Below are 18,635 nucleotides of genomic sequence, written 5' to 3'. Positions count from 1 at the left end.
CCCCTCCTGGCTTTGCCTTCCCCTGCACGGGTAACTCTTTGAGCTTATCCCCGGTGCAGTCGGGGATATAGGAGGAATCACCATGTACAAAGAAACAACTCTGTTGTCTGTGCCACCGGTTTGGGTACCTCCAGCCGATAATGACTTTGAGCATGCGAAAGCGAGCTTTTTGTCAGGCGAAGACGACGGAAGTCGTTTTGGTGATCAAAACTTGGATATCGACGAGTCAGAAGACTCGCCGTTCTAACTAACCATTTCCCTTGGGGGCAAACACACTGCCCCCGGGCTAGTCGTGCGCGCCCAAATAGGTGAGAGCATGACTTCACAACTCAATCCGGCCTATATCTTCAACCCTATGGGTGACGATTCGGTCGTTGAACTATCTCCAACGCAGATACTTAAAGGTTTGGTGTGTCTGCGATCCCTTGGCTACTCCAGGGCGAAAGTTAAGTCCAAAGCAACCCCGGTAAACCTTGTGTTTGGTTCAGCCTTGCACTGGGTTATTGAAGGATTTGTTAAGGGCTTTATCCCGAAAGACGAAATGGAACGACGCTTCGAGGAGAAATTCCAAGAGCTCTCCATGGCCGGCCTAATCAGCATGGCTAAGTCAAAGACTCGTGAGGTTAACGAGGCGATCGGGAAGCGTCTTGCTGGGCAATTTCCCGCATTCTACGAGAACCTCGGCCTACGGCCGGTTGTGATTGAGGGTGGGTTCAAGCTGCAGATTGGTCCTAAGACGTTCATCAACATGGTCATCGACTTTGTTGGTGTGGCGGAACGAGACATCATCTTCAATGGTGAAGTCTTTGCGCGCAAAGGCGATACAGTCATCCTCGATTGGAAGACTGCCGCCGTGAAAGAAGGCGCGTTGTTCGCGGAAGTTGCACTGCAACTAACGCTGTACTGGGCCGCTGTTTGCCTTGCCTGCAAAAAACTGGGAATCAAGCCTCCCTCTGCGTGCGGTTTCGCCTCCGGGCAAAAGCCGAACATCACGAAAGAGGATTCAGAGTCTTTGATCAATGCCACGTGGATGCCAATCCAGTGGACGCGGCGCAGCACGAGTGATGTCGAGGAAGCCCTTGATCTAGCCCGTGCATTGGCTGGGCGTATTAGACGCGGAGAATTCCACCGCGTTTCTGGTGCGGCCTACAACTCACCTTGTGACAGTCAAACATTGTGCGACTACGCAGGGCTATGCCTTACCGCTTCTACTCGGGGCTACAAAATACCGGACGGGCTGACTATTGCAGACCTCGTCTAAACCTCATAACCCTAACAGGGCAGCACATGCCCTGTGGGGTAAGTGCAGCCCTTCGGAGTTCTCATGAAAGAGTCCTATCGAATGGAGCTGTACGCTCAACGTGCAATTCGTCAACGCAAGATTGAACAGCAGCAAAACCAGGCAGGGGAGGGGAGCAATCTCCAGAGTTATCTCAAGCAAGGAAAGCTGATTAGTCAGGCGCTGGCATCAATTCCCGCACTTGAGCGAATCGAGTATCTGAAGCGTCACAGCGATCGCTTTGTGAGCTCGGATGGTGCAGAAGAAATAGCAGTGGTCTGGGGCCCTAACTCACAGGTAGTGACCCACAGAATTCTAAGTGCAGAGATGCGTGCAGAATTTGGTGGTCAACACTATTTGGGATCGTGGGTGAGGAAACTCGGACCTAATGAACGCGAGGCCCTTCGAGCGGATTTGATTCGCCGTTTGGAGGCTCGAGCTGAGCAAAGAGTTGAGGAGAAAAAGCAGCATGTAATTGTGCTGACTTTGGAGCCGGAACCACTGCCTGAATTCCTCACGGTTCAGCCTGAGGAAGAAATACCAAATTTCCTTCGTTAGAAGGGCGAGTACCTGCCTCCGGGCCGGAAGACAACACTTCCGGCGGGACGCCCCGGGTGTGTTTTATCAACACGCGACGGCGTATTTGGAGGTCAGATGACTTACTTAAAAAATCTGATGCTGGTCATCGTGTCAGCAATCATGGGTACTGCTTCTGCCTCCTTGTTTGTAGGGTGGACAATCACTGAGCAACAAGTCGTATTTGTTGTTTCCGTTTTGATGGTCGCCGTAATGACGGCCAGGTCTTCAACCTCCGCAAGGAGCAAGAAAAGGAGCAGAAAAGTGCAGCAGAGAAAAACGCGCAAGCGCACATCTCGACGCGGCAAAAAGAAAAGCCGTGGCCCTTAAGCAGCTAAGTGTGTGGTTCGAAAGAAGCATTCATTTAATTGCCGAGGAGTACGGCCATGTTGTCATTTCCAGGAGCCATCATAGTGTTGCTTGCTGCTTTCGCGGTTTGGCTGCGCTGTGACTACTGCGAGAAAAACGGTAAGGACTTCCTTCCGTTGTGACATTCAACACCCCAGCAGTGGGGTACATAGCTGTTCCATTAAACCTAATCAGCAGTTGCTGATTGGGCGTGTAAAGCGCCCAGTCCAGCATTGCTGGATCGGGCGTGTGCTTTGAACCACGCCCGAGTCTGCAGCCGGGCGTGCTCTATATATCTCCCGTCTGCAGCGGGTAGGAACATCAAAATGCACGCATTTGAAGAAGGTAAAACTGCAGCTCAGCAAGGCGTCGACCCGTTTGAAAATCCGTACCCGATGTACTCCTCGGAAGGGGACGCGTGGGGAACGGGCTGGCTGGTCGGCCACGATCCGGAGCAATTCGGTCACTGCGCTGCACGCTACATCAGCGAATCCACTCAACACTAAGCGGCGGCGCAAGCTGTCTCTATGCGGTTTTCCATGAAGCCCGCATGTGCGGGTGGGGAGTTTTGCAAATGCTGAGCAAAGACTTGAAGACTCGTGGTCTCATTGAAGTGATCACCTTGACGCACCAACTGGCAGAACCTTGGGAGCTTGGCCGCCTGGCGGCTCAGGCCTACGGGGTGATGTCGGAGAACCCCTTCAAGGCAGAAACCGTTTCCCACCAAGAGTGGGCGCGCGGGTTCGTCTTTGGGGCTCAAATGGCGGCAGGTGAGGTGGAAGTGATTGTCCTCGAGGACGTAGCGGAAACGCTGCCAGTCATCGAGAGCGAGATCCTTCCGGAACGTGCCTTCTGGGCATCGGCAAAGCTTCTGCAGTGCAGTCGTCAGCTTTCGGACGAGCAGCTTGCTGCTCGGATCGGCGTCGGCGTATCGCGCCTGCAGGATGCGATGCAGTTCCATCATCTGTGCGATGTGGAAAACATCGAGCTGGCCCGTGCGGCTAGCTAGACCCAACAACACACGCCCTAAATAGGGCGCATTTCCTCAACCGGGTGTCCATTCGGGCTCAACAGCTCGAAACACCCGGCTCCGGCCCCGGGTGCAGTTCCATTTTGCCCCGAGGTCCGGCGGGTGCGAGGAAATCAGATGAATCATTCAAGCCGATCGACCTGCTTTGAATTGCTGCTCCAAGCCGCTTTGGCTTCGAGCCAGATGCGCGTCCTCAATGTGATTTTCCAAGAGGACGTGCACTATGGCTCTGGCGTTGTCGGTAAGCGGATTCGTTACTCGGAGAAGCAACGGCTGGATCGAAGCCATCCCTATGACCAGGCCTGTGATGCTGCTCGGAACCTCTGTGAGGTTCTTGCGCGGTACTGCAGGAGATTCAAAATCGACCCGCGGCTCTCGCCTCTCTATGAGGGGCTTGGGTTCAAGGAAGAGGTTGAGAAGATTCTGGAGAGGCACAGGGTTGTTGAGTGCGAAGTGCTAACACCTGCTGCGATTTTTCATGCGGCAGAGAAAGGCAACAAGCTGCTCTACGATGGCTGGCAAATAACCGTAGGAAATGCTGATTTTGCAACCGACGCGTACGGGCAGGATCAGTGGTGCGAACCATTGATCCTGTCAAAGGTTGGGAGTGAACCGATCATCCTTTGGATGCCCGGGGAAACGAAAGACCGTGCTCGTGAGGCCTATCGCGAAATCACTGGGGAGAAATTCCCTGGCGATGATGGGCTTGGCAAAGATCCGCTTCATGCCTACGAAAGGTATTGCGGGCTCTCCTAGAGGGCTCGCTTTAACCTCCCAAAACCTCATCACCAGTGTGCTGGAACAAACATCCAGCTCACGCCGGGTGTTTGTTCGAGCTCTCTGCTCGATATCCACCCGGCTCCGGCCCCGGGTGTTTTTTCTCTATGCCCCGAGGTCCGGCGGGTGCGAGGTAACACCAATGAACAACGTAGCTAACGCAGCGGAAATGACTGTTGCTGAAGTCCAGGCCAAGCACATGGAATCCATCAAGTCCCAAAAGGTTGAGATGGTACCTGCGCATGAACTGTTCGGTTTTCAGCAGCCAATGGCTGGTGTCGGGAAACTCCCGGTACCGGTAGACGCTCATCCCTTGACGCCAGTATGTGACTCCGACTTTGTGTTTCCTGAGGGGCTGGTTCGCCGGTTCCTTTTGAGCATGCAGTCGCGGGAAAGCATCATGCTGGTCGGCGATAAGGGGACAGGTAAATCGTCCCTCGTTGCCCAGGTTCACAACCGGCTGAATAAGCCGCTCCTGGGTATCAACGGAAGCAGTGGCGTCGATGAAACTCACCTCCTCGGGTCGAAGACCATTGAGGGTGGCGATGTTAAGTCCTTCGACGGGGTTCTCAGCTATGCCTACCGGCACGGTCTGTCCTTCCTGCTCGATGAAGTCTGCACCCTGAGACCAGGTGTTCTTGTCGGCATCAACGACTTCCTCCAGGGAGATTCGGTGGTGACGCTGAAGCACCACGGTATTAACCCTGAACTTGATCCGAGGCACCTGCTGTCGCTCGGTTCGGGGATCAATATCGTCAAGCACCCAATGTTCCGGTTGTTCGCAACCGACAACACCGGGGGCAAGCAGAGCCGCGACCTGCGGTTCGCTGGTACCAACGGGCAGAACGCTGCAGTACGTAGCCGCTTTACTTCCTTCAAGGTGCCGTTCATGGCTCCGGACAAGGAAATGGCGGCACTCAAGAAAATCGCAACTGCTCTCGCCGCTTCGCGGAAATTGGAAGCAGTAAGTGATGTAGAGATCCGCGGTATGGTTGAGTTCGCCCTCCGGTTCCGGAAGGCGTTCGCAGCCGAGCTGGCCACCGACAACATCTCGTTCCGCGAGCTGAAGCGGTGGGTGACGAAGCGCACAATCTACGGCGGTGATCCTGCTGCTCTGGATGAGTCCTTCGTTGATGCTCTCTACACCAACCTAGAGACGCTGGATCAAGTACAGGCAATGGCTCATTTCGAAAGCGCATTCGGGCGCAAGCTCGAGCTGCCGGAGGAGTACAGCCTGAGCGCTGACATGATTGCTGATGGCTTCATCAAGCAAGTTGCGTAAGGAGGCAGCAATGTTCTTCTTGAGCAATACGAAAGGTGCGTTTCTCGCCGGCTACGTGCCGGCGGGCGACACCACTGCGATCATGTTTGAAGGCCAATCTGGCGGTGGACGGACAAAGATCCACAAGAAGTTCGAGGAGCGTCGTGAGACGCCCGAGGCTGCTTGGGATTTCCTCTGCAGTCAGGTATCCGAAGCTCGCGCCGATGGCTACCAAGACGGAAGCTACCAAAGCAGCACGCTGAAACCACCAGGTGACACATTCTCGGATGTGTTCCCCCTGGCGCGTCGAGGCATATATGCACGCGTTGAGTCCATGACGCATGAACAGTTCTCAGCCGGTCTCGATCGGCTGAATGAAGTTCACGCAAACGTGGAAGAAGTAGGTGTGAAGGTCTCCGTCCTGGACGGCGGCCGCTGGGTACGACTGAGCCTCGGTTCGGTCGTGATCGAGTACGGCTATGTACCGACCGCACTCTGGGAAACCATGAGTGCCAAGGCGCAAGAGCTGAGCACCGAGAAGCGGATGATGAATGGCAACTACCTGCTACCAGAGGGGAAAGGGCTATGGCATCTGCAGACTCAGGAGAGCGTGCTGGACGTGTACATCCGGGCCTTCATGGCTGGAGCTATCACGGCTGGCGCGAAGATCCTCTTCAATTCGGATCACCACTGGGGTTTCTCAGAGGTGTCACCGTTTCTCAATGGCGACGTTACTGCACTGAGCTGGTATCAGCTCAATCCAGGGCTGCTGAGGAAAGTCCGCGCTCTAGAGCCCCAACCAGAGCCAATTGGTGGTTGGGACTTTTACCTTTAACCAAGTGGCCCTTCGGGGCCGCATAACCTCTCTCCATGAGTTGGACCAAACATCCAGCTCACGCCGGGTGTTTGTTCGAGTTCATTGAGCTCACAGGCCCGGCACCGTGCCCGGGTTCATCCTTCATTTTCCTGTGCACGGCAGGTAAGAGGTTCCTATGAACATTCTCAAATCGCTGGTTGTTCGCATCGATTCCGCTCTGGATTCCTTCTGGATTGGGCTGGTGCTGCGCACCTATCACAAGGTTCAGGCCGAGCGTTACAGCCGAAAGGCTGCGCGCCTTGCTTGGACTGGAACCCTTCGCTCCAACTATGTCGTTGTGCGCCGTGAGGCCCAGCGTCACCAGGCTGAAGCGAACATGTTAGGTGGGAAAGCGTAAGGGATTGGCTTCGGCCTCTCTCATCGCTGAGCTGGACTAATCCTCCAGCTTTGGCTGGGTAACAGGGGTCTTCGATCCCAAACACCCGGCCACGCGACCGGGTGTGATTCATTTGCCCCGGTCGCGACGGGTGCGAGGAAATCCCTATGCAAAGCGCAGCGTCTAACGCGATGTTGAACTACAGCGTTCAAGATATTACCGAGGGTTGGATGGCCTTCCTGAAAGTCATGGCCACCAACTACGGATTGAAGTTCGTGATCGGTGAACGTGTTCCCCCAGCGACTGATGGGAAGACGGTCTACCTTCCGGCCCTGCCGATGGTCCTCACCGCAGACGACCTGGACCTGTTCAAAGGGGACGGGTTCCATGAGATCGGCCACATCATCTACTCCAACATTCCGTTCTTTCAGGCATTCGCCAAGCAGCATGGCAACTTCGGTCGCTTCCTGCTGAATGCCCTCGACGACGTGTTCATGGAGCGGAAGCAAGCCGCAAATGACAGGCAAGCTGGGTACTACCTCAGAAGGTCTGCGCAGGTAATGTTTGAGCGGAAGCAATTTCGTGATGGCAGCGCCTCGCCGGCTGAAGCAGTTGGTTGCTATTCGCTGTGCTTCCTGAGCGCTCAAGTCTGGAGTGAGTACGTGCCACCTCTCGAGGTGGTAACGGCTAACTTCAACAAGCACTTTGGTGAGCATGCAGACACCGTTCGGGAGCACCTGGACGATGTGCTGCTATCTGAGTTTCCTAGTGTGCAGTCGACTGACCATGGCGGTGCCCTTGCGCTCCGGATCATGGCAATGCTGCAAGCGCTGGGACATGAGGATGAACAGAAACGCAACCAACAAAGCACTACTTCTCCCAAGAGCAATGAGGGCGAATCGCCCGAAAGCTCCGAAGGAGATGCCAACCAACCTGGTGACAAGAAGGAGCAATCCGACAAGTCGAAAGGGGAGGGCGGTGCTGGGAAAGATGGCCAGCAAGGCGCCGGCGGAAATGACCCCAAGGACAGCTCCAAAGCAGACGGCTCCGGCCGTTCGCTGAAGGAGATTGTTGACGAAATCCTCCAGGACAAGAGCCTGGGTGATGGGGAGGTATTTGACCGCCGGGAAGCAGTGCAGGGCCTTTCGGACTCCGTAGCGCGAGGTAAGAACCCTGAATACAAGGGCCAATCAGTTGTGCCCAAGATGGTAGTCGACGGTAAAGCGCAAGAACCTGGGAAACCTGGTTTTGGCGTAGCCAGCGGCGCAGGCGTAGGAGAGGTGGTTGACGGTATTGCCGTTTGCCGCCCTGACGCTAGTGAGGCAAAGGAAGTGGTTCAGCGCCTTGGGGTTCGCCCTCAGGTACTGGCTCATCGTCTGCAGGCCTTGCTCATGCAGCAGGAAGAGGCGGAATCCATTCCTGCACCCCGCGGGCAACTCGGCCAGGCAAACCTCTATCGCTTCGGCTTAGGGGATGTCCGGATATTCACTCAGCAAGAAGAGCTGGAACGACCCACCACAGCGGTTTCGTTGGTCCTCGACCTGTCGTCTTCGACACAGGATGAGATCGACAAGAAATTTGCTCAGGGAGGGAAGGAACAGTTTATGGCCACCAAGCAACCCAGCACGCTGCGCTCGATCATTGAGTCTGCTGTGCTGCTCGAGAAGGTCCTCGACCAGATCGGTACGCCTAGGGAGATCCTCGGATTTGCCCCGCGCGTAGGTGAGTTGATGTCGATGGTTCGTAGCTTCGGCGAGGATCATCAAACAGCAATGGCAAGGCTTGGAGGTTTGCGTCGAATCGCCGGTGGGAATCAAACCCCAATCGGTGAAGCGGTGTTTCATGCTGGGAGACGTCTGGTCAGCCAGGCAACCAATCGGAAAGTGATGTTCGTGCTGACTGATGGTGTACCGAGCAACGTGACTAAAGCTGTCGAGATGACCCAACACTTTCAGAAAGCAGGTGTTCGTGTGGTGTACCTGGTTATCGGTGAGTCGGTCCGTACGGACTGGCTGGCAGATGCAGGAATCCCGCACGCAGTTGCGAAGACGAGTGCCGATGTAAGTCCGGTTCTGCTTCGTGAAGCAAAACACTTGCTTGGCTGATTCGGTGTGCATTCATCGCTGCTCTGGTTAACCCCAGGGCAGCGACGGTACCGCACGCCAGATGGGCATTGAGAACACAACTGATCAAAAACCAAGGAGACGCGGTAATGGGACACGTAGAGCAATACGAGTTCACGGATGCGCGCTTTGATGCGGCGTACTCCGCGAAAACCCAGGAGGAGATTCAAAGGCTGGCGGACAGGGTGGGCTATTCAGGCCCATTCCAGGTCGCCATTCGGGCTTTCCCTCCTAAACCGTCGTTCTCTGATCTCCAGGAACGTGCACTGCGTGAGCAACATGACGCGGATGACGAAATCCCCTGGTGATCTGAATGTGAATGCGGTGTTTACGAGCGGTTCGACCTAGTCGACCGCTCATGTGCCCTAGGGCACACCTCCCTCAGTGGGCTGGACCAAGAATCCGGCTCACGCCGGGTGCTTGTTCGAGGCCATTGCGACTCGACCACACCCGGCTCCGGCCCCGGGTGTTTTTTCTCTATGCCCCGTGGACCGGCGGGTGCGAGGTAACACCATGACTAACGTAAACGCAGCTGTATCGATCGTTGCTCAAACTGCTGAAACCAAGGTCGCCGTTTTTAACCACTTCATCACCTGTATTTCTGAAGACCGTCAGGTCGACATGAAGGACATCGATGTCGTGGTTGGCGAACTGCCGAAGGAAACGAAGAAGCTCCTTTGCGAGAAGATCTTTCCTAAGGACTTCCTGCGTAACTACCACCGAATCCGCGAACTCGCGGAAGACGTGCTTGATGAGGGTGGCTCCATCAAGACCCCGCTTGGCGGTGTCAACTCGATCGCTTCGGCGATTGAGAAGAAGAAGGAGCTCGACGCCCTCAAGGTTCGTTGGGATGAGCAGATGGCGAAAGACGAAGTGACCTACGACAGTATGTGCTCCGAGCATTTGCTTCAGCTTGGATCTGCTGCTGTTGCTGGTGGGGCTGATCCGGTGTTGGTTGCCAAACTGACTACGCACCTGATGCAGCGTCAACCCACCTGGGATGTGGTGAAGAAAAACATGAAGTTCGCGTACACGGTCCACGTCCTTGACCTCAATGGCGAAGACTTTGTGCCGGAACTCATGGAGGCGCAGCGCGACAGCGTTGTTGCCTTGCGAGAGGGGGTGATGGGCGCTTGCATCCAGCATGTCTGCGGTGAGGCACTCGCGATCCTTAAAACAATCACTGGCAAGGCCCAAGCGGGCACTAACGGTGAGATCAAGCTCAACCCGCGCACCGTAAAACGTGCGAAGCAAATGAGTGACCGACTGGAACCTCTGTCGTTCATTCATCCGCTGATCAAGCCTCTGCATGACGCCCTTGTGGCCGAACTTGCGAAGGTTCCGGTTTCGGGAAGCATGACCGCAATTGAGTTCTCCAACTTCGAGCAGTGCTTGCTGGCGCTGCGTGATCAGACCTTGGTCTGGGATCGCTTGCAGAAAAAGCAGCCGCTGATCGCTGTTGTACCTGTTCAGCAGCAGGGCGCCTCGGCACCTGCAGCCGGTTCTCAGCAGGTAGGGACTCAAGCACCGCAAAATCCTCAAGCCACCAACGTAGCGACCGCCCCCGCGGTAACTGCGGCAGGAGTAGAAGCCTCGGCTGCTACCCCTGTGGAGGATATCGAGGAGCAGGAAGAAACGGTCCCGGCCGTAGACGCCTGCGTTGCCAGTAGCCTGGAAGTCGGCCAAACCGGCGACCTCCTGGCGTTCTACTAACCCTCAACCACAACCCAACCCTGACGGGCGACCACGTACCCGTCAGGGTCCGTGGTGCGCCCCCTAGGAGCGCACTATGCAAACCGATCTGTTTGGCGCGGTAATCGCTAAACCATCCGTTACAGAGGGTAAACAGCGGCAGATGAAACCAGCCACAAAGCTGGTTTTTGACCGCAAAGCCCTATGGTCTACCTCCGGGTATCTGCCAGGCGCGAAGGAAGTGGATGAGGACGAAGTCGTGAAAGCGACTGCAACGTCTGACACCCGTTCTGACAACGCGACCATCGAACGATTGGAGTCGGCCCTCGGGTTGGCGCCTCTTGTGAAAAATGGCCAGTGGATGTTCGACGAGTTGGGTTTTCTATACCGGCGAGTCGGCAAACCATTCACAGGCACAAGGCAGTTCGGAGCGAAAGGCCAACTTGTCAGGGAGCTGAATCACCAGCTCACGTTGCGTTCCGCAAGGGAAGCAATTGAGCCGTTGTTCACTGATCCATGTTCGTGGCTTGTCGTTAATTCCGTTGCCGTTCTCAACAAACGGCTTTGGATGATGGCCCCTGAAGAGGATCACAAGGCATGCCTTGCAGCCTTCCTGGAAGTGATGTCCCAGCACGACTTTATCGACAATTCTCGTAGCGGAGAGACCATCCGGTCCCTCACCAAACGCGATCAGATGCGTGACAAGCGTGCCAAAAAGCGGAAAGACCTCGAAGTGCTCAAAGAGCAGCGAGAGGAGCAGGCGGTGGAGGCGTTGATGGAAGCCTTCGAGCGTGACGACTGCGATCTGAACGACGACATCGACGAGTAACGGAAATGAACGAGGGGCGCGGCCGGCGTCCCCTCGAATCCTAATTTAGCCACCAATGGGTGTGCGAGCTGAGGTCCGGCCCTCAGAGGAGATTCCTATGAAAATTGAAGTTAAAGCAGCAGTGATCACTCGTTTTGATCTGGCCGTTCTGGCGATCGCGCGGAGTGCCTGGAAGGTGATGCAGGTCTTTGACCCGAAACCTCTCCAGACCCACTTTGCAGCACGCCAGGCTGATAAATGCGTGGAGATCACGAAGTGCTTTGGCCTGAAGGACGAAGATGCAACCTTGAACATTGCTCGCCTCAGCAACATGCACATCGGCAGCGCAACCGGTCGTGGCCGGACTGGGCTTGTCGGTCGCAAGGGGCTTGTGAAGATCTACAACGCGGAGAACGGGAAATTCCTGATGATCCGTGCGCAAGGTTGCTCTTCGAAACCAGGTGCGAAACATGTCCCTAAGGACGGCATTGCGTTGAACTATGACGCGATGAAGGCGCTTGGAATTCCGAAGGCTCAAGAAGAAGGCCTGAAACTGTTTGTTGGTCCGGCCAACATCGGTGACCAGGAGTACTTCCACATGTATCAAGATCCCGATGCATCCAGCCGAACCGCTCGCGCGCTCAGCTGGTACTTAGCAATCGGGGGCGTCGTTTACGCAGGACTCGACTGGGCCTTTGCCTTTGTTGGGTTTGTGCTGAAAGCGCTGCTGTAACCGAGGTCTGACACCGCCCTCTCCCTAGGGGGAAGGGCGGGCGTCACCTCCAAATACCTTCTTATCGAGGGTGCTTGGAGGTGGCGTCCGCCCCGAATCCTAGATGAGGTGTCCAATGATCAGTATCTCGAGCAGCCTGACGACCCAGTTAGTTGCAGACCATGGCTTCTCGTTCGAGAGTCATTTCCGCCGCGGTGTCGAGAGCATCGTTGCCCGCCAAGAAGCTCCCCAACTTCATTTCCCTGAGTCCATGCCGCTTGAATCCGTTCGCGATCTCATCGACTCACTGAACGTGAGGCTGGACGGAGCATTCCCAGGCAAGGGTTACTATGCATTCAGCCCCGAAGCAGAGATGGCCAACCCTGGGCGCCACGTGCTGGTGCTCTACTCGGACGGAGTGTTCTGCAACGATTTCATGGGCAGCGTCGAGAACGAGATACTGTCGCCAATCTTCGGCGGCCTTCTGCAGTGGAGGGTAGATGGTTGAGGGCTATTCCCATGACCATTTCACACTGCAGACTCATCCGGCGAGTGCGGACCTGGCCGCACACCGAGGGGCTGTTGATTCAGCCCCTTTGCCAACCCTTCTGATTCACTCTCACTCATATCCCTATTCAGACACTGAACGCTTCGGCGGCCTCGGTGGGCTTCCGCACGCCTACTGAAAAATGCGCTACCTGGATGCGGCTTTGCCACACCCCTTGAGTCGTTACTATTACCCCATAGGTTCAATGCCCATGTGGTGATCATGCTCATCGACTTTCAAGACACATACAGGCGTTTCCTCACCGCAAAGAGGCGCGACTCTGGCAGGTGGGCATACGAACTCGCCAATCCTGAGAATCCTGCTGCCGGCACCTATCTGAGTCACCACCAGGTGTTCTCGAATGCCGCAGTGGGATTCGGAATCTATCTGCGTAACTACGAGCTTGATGCCGAATGCGCCTTCGCTGGAAAGGTACAGGCAGGCCTAAAGCTGCTCTTCAGCAGAAAGCAGAATGGGCGCTACACCCTGCACAATGATCCTGGAAGAATCTCTCTCACGCTGGACATTGATGGCACCTTAGCGCTTTACAGATGGTTATCCGGTGACGTGCCCTCGCTAAGCTATGAGCTAGCGAGGTCTGGAGCTGATTACCGGACGTTGAGTGGATACCAAGCGGATCGTGCCTTCGCTTTGATTATCCGTGCGTCCAGTTCATCTGCAGACTCCCGTGCTGCCTGCAGCATTGATGTCGGTCTGAGCGAAGCTGACATTCTTCATCTGCAGCTGCACTGCATCGGATTGCTCAAACTCAGCTATCCGACCCTTCCTGATGAGATCCTGATGGCACACATGAGGGCTCGAACCGGCATTCGCAGCGTCCGGAGCCCCTCTGAGGAAAGCAGTGGTTCCGAGGAACGGAGGTGCGAGGAGCCTTCGCTGAATCGCACCGAAGAAGGGTGCTCAAAAGCGATTTATGCCATCGGCATGCAGAAGTGGGCACGTCGTCATTTGCCAACCATTGAATTTCTGCAAAGCCAGGGGATTGACCGGATGGATCAGCTGATCCAGGACGCGAACCAAGGGGACTTCAGCGAGTGGGAAAGGGTGTTTGCTGCATTGTCTCGCACGTCATTGTGAGATTTGGGGTAGTCCATTCCCACTATTGTGGGTATGAGCACAGATAATCTGACGTTTCCCCTCATCACCCAGCACAACGCCGAGTACTCGCGTGAGATCCAGGCTGCGAAAGAAGTTAGCCGGCTGCTGCAACTGGTTAACTTCCCTGGCTCCAATGTCTGGGTGGATCTTCGATTCGACTACACCCTTTCAGATCATTCTGCGTCGTCAGTCGACGTCCTCCTGATCCGTGGTGAGCCGCATGGAATTGTGAAGCTCAGCCTGCAGGGCCTTTTCCTGATGCAGGACTTCAAGTCAATGATCCTTGAGGTCATTCCGCATGAGCTTGCGCACATCCTCCATGCCATTGCTGCAAAGGTCGAGGATTACACCATCCAGAAACCCCATGACGACGTGTGGGTCGATTTCTTTGACCAGCTGGCTGACAGCATGGAAGTGGAAGCGTGTGCGAAGGTTCGTGGGCTATTCGATGATCGACCTGTGCGCCTGGCGCGCGGGGGGATCTTCGTTACTTGTTCCTGCGGCGGGGACGAGGGGGCCTCTGTCGTTGCTGACACCACATCAAATGCAGCAAAGCTCCGAACTGGTGAGCTGGAGTGCAGCAAGTGTGGTGACCCATTTGTACGTGCTGACGCGGATACGGCGATGCCGGCCGCGGTGGCGGAAGACCTAGCGTTCATCGAGAAAATTAAATGCATCAAGCTGCAGCACACCAACCTACAGCGTTAGCTTCGGGAGTGCGCGCAGCGTATTCCCACTATGACCCAATTCAGATCGGGATGGATTCTCGAGGTGTCCCTGTTCAATGGTCCTTTCCCCAGGTCGCTAACTTCAATGCGATTTTCATGGGAGGCTCCGGCGCGGGTAAGACGCACACCCTGCACAACATGGTGGCGAACGTTTTCGTTCGAGGAATGACGTTTCATATCATCGATATCAAGGGCGACTTCAGGCACGAGAACTTTGTCAGAAGCGGCCTAGGCCACCTGGTAGACGCCTCAAACTTCAATGATCTGGTATTCAACTACTACACCGATGGGATCTCTCTTAACCCGCTGAAGGTGCCCAAAACGGTCGAGGGCGGAGGGGTTTTCCGAACGATCGAGAACGCCATCGAGCTGGTCAAAGTGTTCAACCCGCAGACCGGCCAGAAGCAACTTGCCTACCTGACTGAGATTCTGAAGCGGGTCTACAGCAAGGCCGGCATTGACCACGATGACATGGATACTTGGACAAGGCCGTCACCTACGTTTGCTACGGTCCTCGAAGAGATCGACTTGATCGTTGGCATGATGACTAGCGGCATGGATGCGGTCTCAGCAAGCAAGATCATGGGGTACTTTGCTTATGCGCGTGACCAGGCCTTGGCCAAGATTCGTGTTCTCGAGAAAGACGGGGCAATGCAGGAGCAGGTAAGCCAGGAGCTGATTCAGCTCTCGGAGGACTTCAAGGGCAAGCTGGGAGGCATGGTCGATCAGCTGTTTACCTACGCAGCGATTACAAAGCAGCACGTTTTCGAGTCGGCTGACTGGGAACACTGGTCGAAAGAGTCACTGCTCAGTTTGCGCTCTGTGATCAACGTGATGGTGGACACCAGGCTGTTCACGCAGTCGATCGCGCGACCGCGTAACGGAATGATCAACCGGTACGATCTGGGTAACCTCAGCCCACGGCATCAGCAGGTGATCATGCGGATCATCGCAAACCAGGTCTTCGCAATGGGGGTTATGGAGACCAAGAGCAAAGACAGCTTCAACCCCAAGTTCCCCGCCCACATTCTGGTAGCGGACGAAGGGAAGCACATCAAAGAGATCTCTGCTTCCGCGATCAGCCCGTTCAACAGAATCGTGACGGAAGGGCGCGGTTATGGTGTGGGCGCGTGGGCGGGTGTTCAGAGCCCTGACCAGGTGACGAAAGACATGATGAAGAACAGCGATACATCCTTCCTCCTCAAGACACCAGAAGCGTCAGTGAAGGACATCACCAGCATGTTTGGTGCTAAGCCGGCACAACTGAAATTGCTCGAAGTGAAGAAGAATGCACTGTTCAGTTCAGGGAGCGGCTACTCCTTGGTGGAGCACTTCCGATGACGCAGAGTACGTCAGTAATACCAACAATTCTGCTGCTGGCAATGTCCGTATCAGGTTGCGCAACCTCCGATAAACCCTACCCGGTACCAGGTTACGAGCAGAATGTAACCGCAGCAGCAACCGTAGGCCTAGACGATATGGCAATCGCGAGCGGAGCTTCTAAGGCGGTTGATATAGGCGACTATGCATATGCAGAAAAATCCCTGCAGAAATTCGTCTACCGAGACAAAAAAGGGCAACTGAAGCTGATCTATTTCGGCTTGAGCGGTGAGACCCGAAAGGTTGTGATCGACACGGTGGTCCGGTTGCTTTGGGAAACCGGTCGAGACGAAACGCTCCTGCAGTTCGCTGACGACTATCTATCTTCGCGGGAGTACAGCGTAACTGCTTGTCGTCTTTCCGAGCGGCAGGCTGCTTATGAGCAGGCCTATCAGTGCTGGAACAGGATGGGTGAGATTGACCGTGCGGAGCGAGTCCTGCGCACAGAGGCAGCAATCAGGATTCTCGGTGCCCAATAAAAAACCCGCCATTGGTTGGCGGGTTCGGGTTTCTGCATGCGGAATCTTTTAACCCTCAGTATCCTCGACGTCCTCTGCTTGGCGCTTATCAACTGTGGCGCGTACGACTCGCACCGTAAAGCTTGTGTTACCCCATTTCGGTACGGCGGTAGGCACAATCTCTTCTAGTCGATCCTTTGATAGAAGGACGCAAGACCTCCATGGTTTCGTGCTGATCTTGACGTCAAACAGGCCCGTTGAGCTGACCATGTCCTTGTGCTCTGTAATGAGTAGTGAGTTGCGGTTTAGCGCGTCCAGAAGAACTGGGATCGAGGGGTGATCAAAGCGCCTGGTCTCAACTCCGAGTTGAAGCTGACGGGCCAGCTCGCCCGGTAGGAATGCACCAATGGACTCGATCAGTCTGGACATTGGCATGACGACGAACTCAAGAGCCTCCTTCGTCCATCCCCATGAGAGACCAGTACTGTGGATGTCATTGATGTTGGCAGTAGAGAACATTTTCTCCAAGGCGGCATCTAGCAATCCGCTGGTGGAGTTTGCTTCGCGAGCCGACTCAACTCCCGAGCTTTTCTCAGCGCGAATGACGTTGCCATCAGCATGGCGTATTGCGCTGACTAGCCGCTCAACACGCTCATGCGTGTGTTCGGGAAGCTTGTCCGGGTGGTGGTAGTACCTCAGGGCAATAGTCAGAACGTGCTTGTCATCCTGGTCCAGCAAAGCAAATTCAGGTTGCTGAGCAACGACAAAGGCACTGAAGGTGTTGTGGTGGGTTGCATCCTTTCGCTTCACCCAGTTCCCGGGGGACTTTTCTTGGTACGCGAGCAGCTTATCTACGTCGTGTGCAAGGCCGGCAACACGAGCTAAAGGCTCTGTGATGCCTCGCTCCCGGAAGTACCCTACAACGGCATTTGCGATCGAGAGTGAGTGCTCGTAAAGGTTCGCATCAGCATGATGGTGGCCGACGCTCGCTGGAACTGTGGGGTGCGCGGCTAATAGCTCGTATAGGGCAACTTCTAGCTTCTCTATCGGAGTGCTGGGCGGCCGCTTCGTCACGATCGGCTTGCGGTCAACACGTAGAAAGATCTGCGTGAATGGATCAGTGTCAACGATCCCCTGTGTTGCCTGACCAGTCGCTGGATCGGTTCCTCCGGGAATGGAGATCATCATCACCGAGCCCTCAATAGCACATGGATAGAGACCAGGAGCTGGCTGGGTGGTAGAAGCCTCGGGTGCTTTGGTCTGATTTCGCGGGGTGAAGTACTTGGCGAAACCGAGGGTGCCACCAGAGAACACGAGCGCGGCAAAAAAGCACGAATGCAGAATGTTCACTGCAACCGCGGTCAGTGTGCCGATGGGGCCGCCATCGGATATCAGGCTGATGATCACGGCAGGTTGAAACATGAACCAGGAAGGCGCGAGTGAATCGGCCTGATAGTCGAGGGCCTTGCCGGTGTATTCAAGGAATGCAGCGTAACCACACACCAGTACAACAAACATGGTGAGTAGCGCTATAACCCCGGAAATTGGGGAGATGGGGGGCTTAGAGGAGCTCATCTGTAGGACTCAGGACGTGGTTTGGAAACGATGCCGTTTTTTTTCGCATCGAGCCAACCAAAACGGCGTTTTTTGGAGCAGTGGCTTTCCACTATTAGCTGTAACTGACAACTCCAAAGGAATCCGTCGTGAAGAACGCACTGTCCATTTTGGCGCTGATGCTCGGAGCCCAATCGGCTTTCGCTGTAGCTGGCGCGTACAGCGATGCAGCACTGTCTAGCTCTGGGCAGGCCATGTCTCCGTTCGATCGGTCCTACGAGGCTGGTCGAGCTCAGAACATTAATCAGCCGGTGGACTACCAGCGCACTAAGCCTTCCTCGCTTCAGATCGACCTGTCGTCCGACCTTCCGGTTATGTCGATCGAAGAGACAGAGACAGAGCGAACCTACCGCCTGACTCTTGAGGAGCTGGAGCGCAACCGCCAGGCGCTGTCCACTGCTCGGACTCAGACCGAGCAGCAGCTCCAAGCTGCCAAAGCAACGGCAGAAAGTGCTGCTTTGAAGCGTCAGCAAGACCTGGCCGCCCGACAAGCTGAGATCGAACAAGCTCTTCGCCTGAATCTGGAAGCGCAGCGACAGGCTGATCGCGTGAAGAGTGAGCAGATTGCTGATATCGCCACTATCAAAGCACAAAGCGATCAGTTGCTGATGCTTGCTGAGAGCAACGCCGAGGTCATCGAATCCGCGGCCCACAAGCGAGTAATTCTTGAGCGCATCGACCCCACAGTGGTCCTGAACACTCCAGTCTCGGTTGAGTATGAAGCCGCGACCCTGAAGGAGATCGTCACAGGGATGATGCCGGAGGGGTGGCGTGTGGAAACAGATTTCAGGAAACACCCTGAACTGAATACCCGCCGCTACCAATTCATCTCCACTGATCCACGGGATCTTGCGCTGCGCGAGCTGACCGGCAGCGTTCGAGATGCCCGCGTTCGCTTTAAGTACTTCTGGGATCTCAAGGACGCACAGGGGAATCCAAACCCCATGATCATCCTGTCCGACAGCAACGAAGCCGAGTAAGCAGGCATGA

The 18,635-nt window shown here is 55.4% G+C and carries 22 protein-coding genes; 21 read left to right on the top strand and 1 reads right to left on the bottom strand.

Annotated features, from left to right (window positions below; translation table 11 throughout):
• Positions 1–82: 82 nt before the first annotated feature.
• From ACSVIK_RS02840 to ACSVIK_RS02745, 20 genes are all read left to right on the top strand, one after another.
• Positions 83–247 carry a hypothetical protein gene (locus ACSVIK_RS02840; protein ID WP_442442867.1) on the top strand — a complete coding sequence of 55 codons (165 nt, stop codon included), beginning with the start codon at positions 83–85 and terminating at the stop codon, positions 245–247.
• Positions 248–316: 69 nt separating this feature from the next.
• The gene (locus tag ACSVIK_RS02835; RefSeq protein ID WP_442442866.1) at positions 317–1,261 is read left to right on the top strand and encodes a PD-(D/E)XK nuclease family protein; all 945 of its coding nucleotides are present in this window, start codon (positions 317–319) and stop codon (positions 1,259–1,261) included.
• A 63-nt stretch (positions 1,262–1,324) separates the two neighbouring features.
• Positions 1,325–1,837, top strand: coding sequence for a hypothetical protein (locus ACSVIK_RS02830; RefSeq protein ID WP_442442865.1), 513 nt, complete (start codon positions 1,325–1,327; stop codon positions 1,835–1,837).
• A 96-nt stretch (positions 1,838–1,933) separates the two neighbouring features.
• Complete coding sequence (locus ACSVIK_RS02825) at positions 1,934–2,185, top strand: hypothetical protein (protein WP_442442864.1); 252 nt, start codon at positions 1,934–1,936, stop codon at positions 2,183–2,185.
• A gap of 344 nt (positions 2,186–2,529) precedes the next feature.
• Positions 2,530–2,709 (top strand): hypothetical protein, encoded by a 180-nt coding sequence (locus ACSVIK_RS02820; RefSeq protein WP_442442863.1) that lies wholly within the window; start codon positions 2,530–2,532, stop codon positions 2,707–2,709.
• 68 nt (positions 2,710–2,777) lie between these two features.
• On the top strand, positions 2,778–3,212 hold the full coding sequence (locus ACSVIK_RS02815) for a hypothetical protein (RefSeq protein WP_442442862.1): 435 nt from the start codon (positions 2,778–2,780) through the stop codon (positions 3,210–3,212).
• Positions 3,213–3,350: 138 nt separating this feature from the next.
• Positions 3,351–3,989: a hypothetical protein gene (locus ACSVIK_RS02810; protein WP_442442861.1), complete on the top strand. Its 639-nt coding sequence runs from the start codon at positions 3,351–3,353 to the stop codon at positions 3,987–3,989.
• Between the two features lie 163 nt (positions 3,990–4,152).
• The gene (locus ACSVIK_RS02805; RefSeq protein ID WP_442442860.1) at positions 4,153–5,292 is read left to right on the top strand and encodes an AAA family ATPase; all 1,140 of its coding nucleotides are present in this window, start codon (positions 4,153–4,155) and stop codon (positions 5,290–5,292) included.
• Between the two features lie 10 nt (positions 5,293–5,302).
• The gene (locus ACSVIK_RS02800; RefSeq protein ID WP_442442859.1) at positions 5,303–6,106 is read left to right on the top strand and encodes a hypothetical protein; all 804 of its coding nucleotides are present in this window, start codon (positions 5,303–5,305) and stop codon (positions 6,104–6,106) included.
• A 157-nt stretch (positions 6,107–6,263) separates the two neighbouring features.
• Positions 6,264–6,485 (top strand): hypothetical protein, encoded by a 222-nt coding sequence (locus tag ACSVIK_RS02795; RefSeq protein ID WP_442442858.1) that lies wholly within the window; start codon positions 6,264–6,266, stop codon positions 6,483–6,485.
• A gap of 146 nt (positions 6,486–6,631) precedes the next feature.
• Entirely contained in the window at positions 6,632–8,569 is a 1,938-nt protein-coding gene (locus tag ACSVIK_RS02790) for a VWA domain-containing protein (RefSeq protein WP_442442857.1), read from the top strand.
• Positions 8,570–8,676: 107 nt separating this feature from the next.
• Entirely contained in the window at positions 8,677–8,895 is a 219-nt protein-coding gene (locus ACSVIK_RS02785; protein ID WP_442442856.1) for a hypothetical protein, read from the top strand.
• Positions 8,896–9,100: 205 nt separating this feature from the next.
• Positions 9,101–10,300, top strand: a complete 1,200-nt coding sequence (locus tag ACSVIK_RS02780) for a DUF3150 domain-containing protein (protein ID WP_442442855.1) — start codon at positions 9,101–9,103, stop codon at positions 10,298–10,300.
• 76 nt (positions 10,301–10,376) lie between these two features.
• Positions 10,377–11,108 carry a hypothetical protein gene (locus ACSVIK_RS02775; RefSeq protein WP_442442854.1) on the top strand — a complete coding sequence of 244 codons (732 nt, stop codon included), beginning with the start codon at positions 10,377–10,379 and terminating at the stop codon, positions 11,106–11,108.
• 97 nt (positions 11,109–11,205) lie between these two features.
• Positions 11,206–11,820: a hypothetical protein gene (locus ACSVIK_RS02770; protein WP_442442853.1), complete on the top strand. Its 615-nt coding sequence runs from the start codon at positions 11,206–11,208 to the stop codon at positions 11,818–11,820.
• Positions 11,821–11,935: 115 nt separating this feature from the next.
• Positions 11,936–12,307 (top strand): hypothetical protein, encoded by a 372-nt coding sequence (locus tag ACSVIK_RS02765; protein ID WP_442442852.1) that lies wholly within the window; start codon positions 11,936–11,938, stop codon positions 12,305–12,307.
• Between the two features lie 261 nt (positions 12,308–12,568).
• Positions 12,569–13,444 (top strand): hypothetical protein, encoded by an 876-nt coding sequence (locus ACSVIK_RS02760; RefSeq protein WP_442442851.1) that lies wholly within the window; start codon positions 12,569–12,571, stop codon positions 13,442–13,444.
• 33 nt (positions 13,445–13,477) lie between these two features.
• Positions 13,478–14,173, top strand: coding sequence for a hypothetical protein (locus ACSVIK_RS02755; RefSeq protein ID WP_442442850.1), 696 nt, complete (start codon positions 13,478–13,480; stop codon positions 14,171–14,173).
• Entirely contained in the window at positions 14,137–15,534 is a 1,398-nt protein-coding gene (locus ACSVIK_RS02750; protein WP_442442849.1) for a hypothetical protein, read from the top strand. The genes ACSVIK_RS02755 and ACSVIK_RS02750 overlap by 37 nt, the downstream gene beginning before the upstream one ends.
• Complete coding sequence (locus tag ACSVIK_RS02745; protein ID WP_442442848.1) at positions 15,531–16,052, top strand: hypothetical protein; 522 nt, start codon at positions 15,531–15,533, stop codon at positions 16,050–16,052. Before ACSVIK_RS02750 ends, ACSVIK_RS02745 begins: the two co-directional genes overlap by 4 nt.
• A gap of 48 nt (positions 16,053–16,100) precedes the next feature.
• Here ACSVIK_RS02745 and ACSVIK_RS02740 read toward each other — a convergent pair whose 3' ends face one another.
• Positions 16,101–17,549: an HD domain-containing protein gene (locus ACSVIK_RS02740; RefSeq protein ID WP_442442847.1), complete on the bottom strand. Its 1,449-nt coding sequence runs from the start codon at positions 17,547–17,549 to the stop codon at positions 16,101–16,103.
• A gap of 185 nt (positions 17,550–17,734) precedes the next feature.
• On the opposite strand from ACSVIK_RS02740, the gene ACSVIK_RS02735 reads away from it, so the two are divergent.
• Complete coding sequence (locus ACSVIK_RS02735) at positions 17,735–18,625, top strand: hypothetical protein (protein ID WP_442442846.1); 891 nt, start codon at positions 17,735–17,737, stop codon at positions 18,623–18,625.
• Positions 18,626–18,635 lie beyond the last annotated feature (10 nt).

The organism is Pseudomonas sp. NCHU5216 (genome assembly GCF_052156495.1).
Taxonomy (GTDB): Bacteria; Pseudomonadota; Gammaproteobacteria; order Pseudomonadales; family Pseudomonadaceae; genus Aquipseudomonas.
Note: the sequence above shows the minus strand (reverse complement) of the source record. Positions and strands in the feature narration are given on the sequence as shown.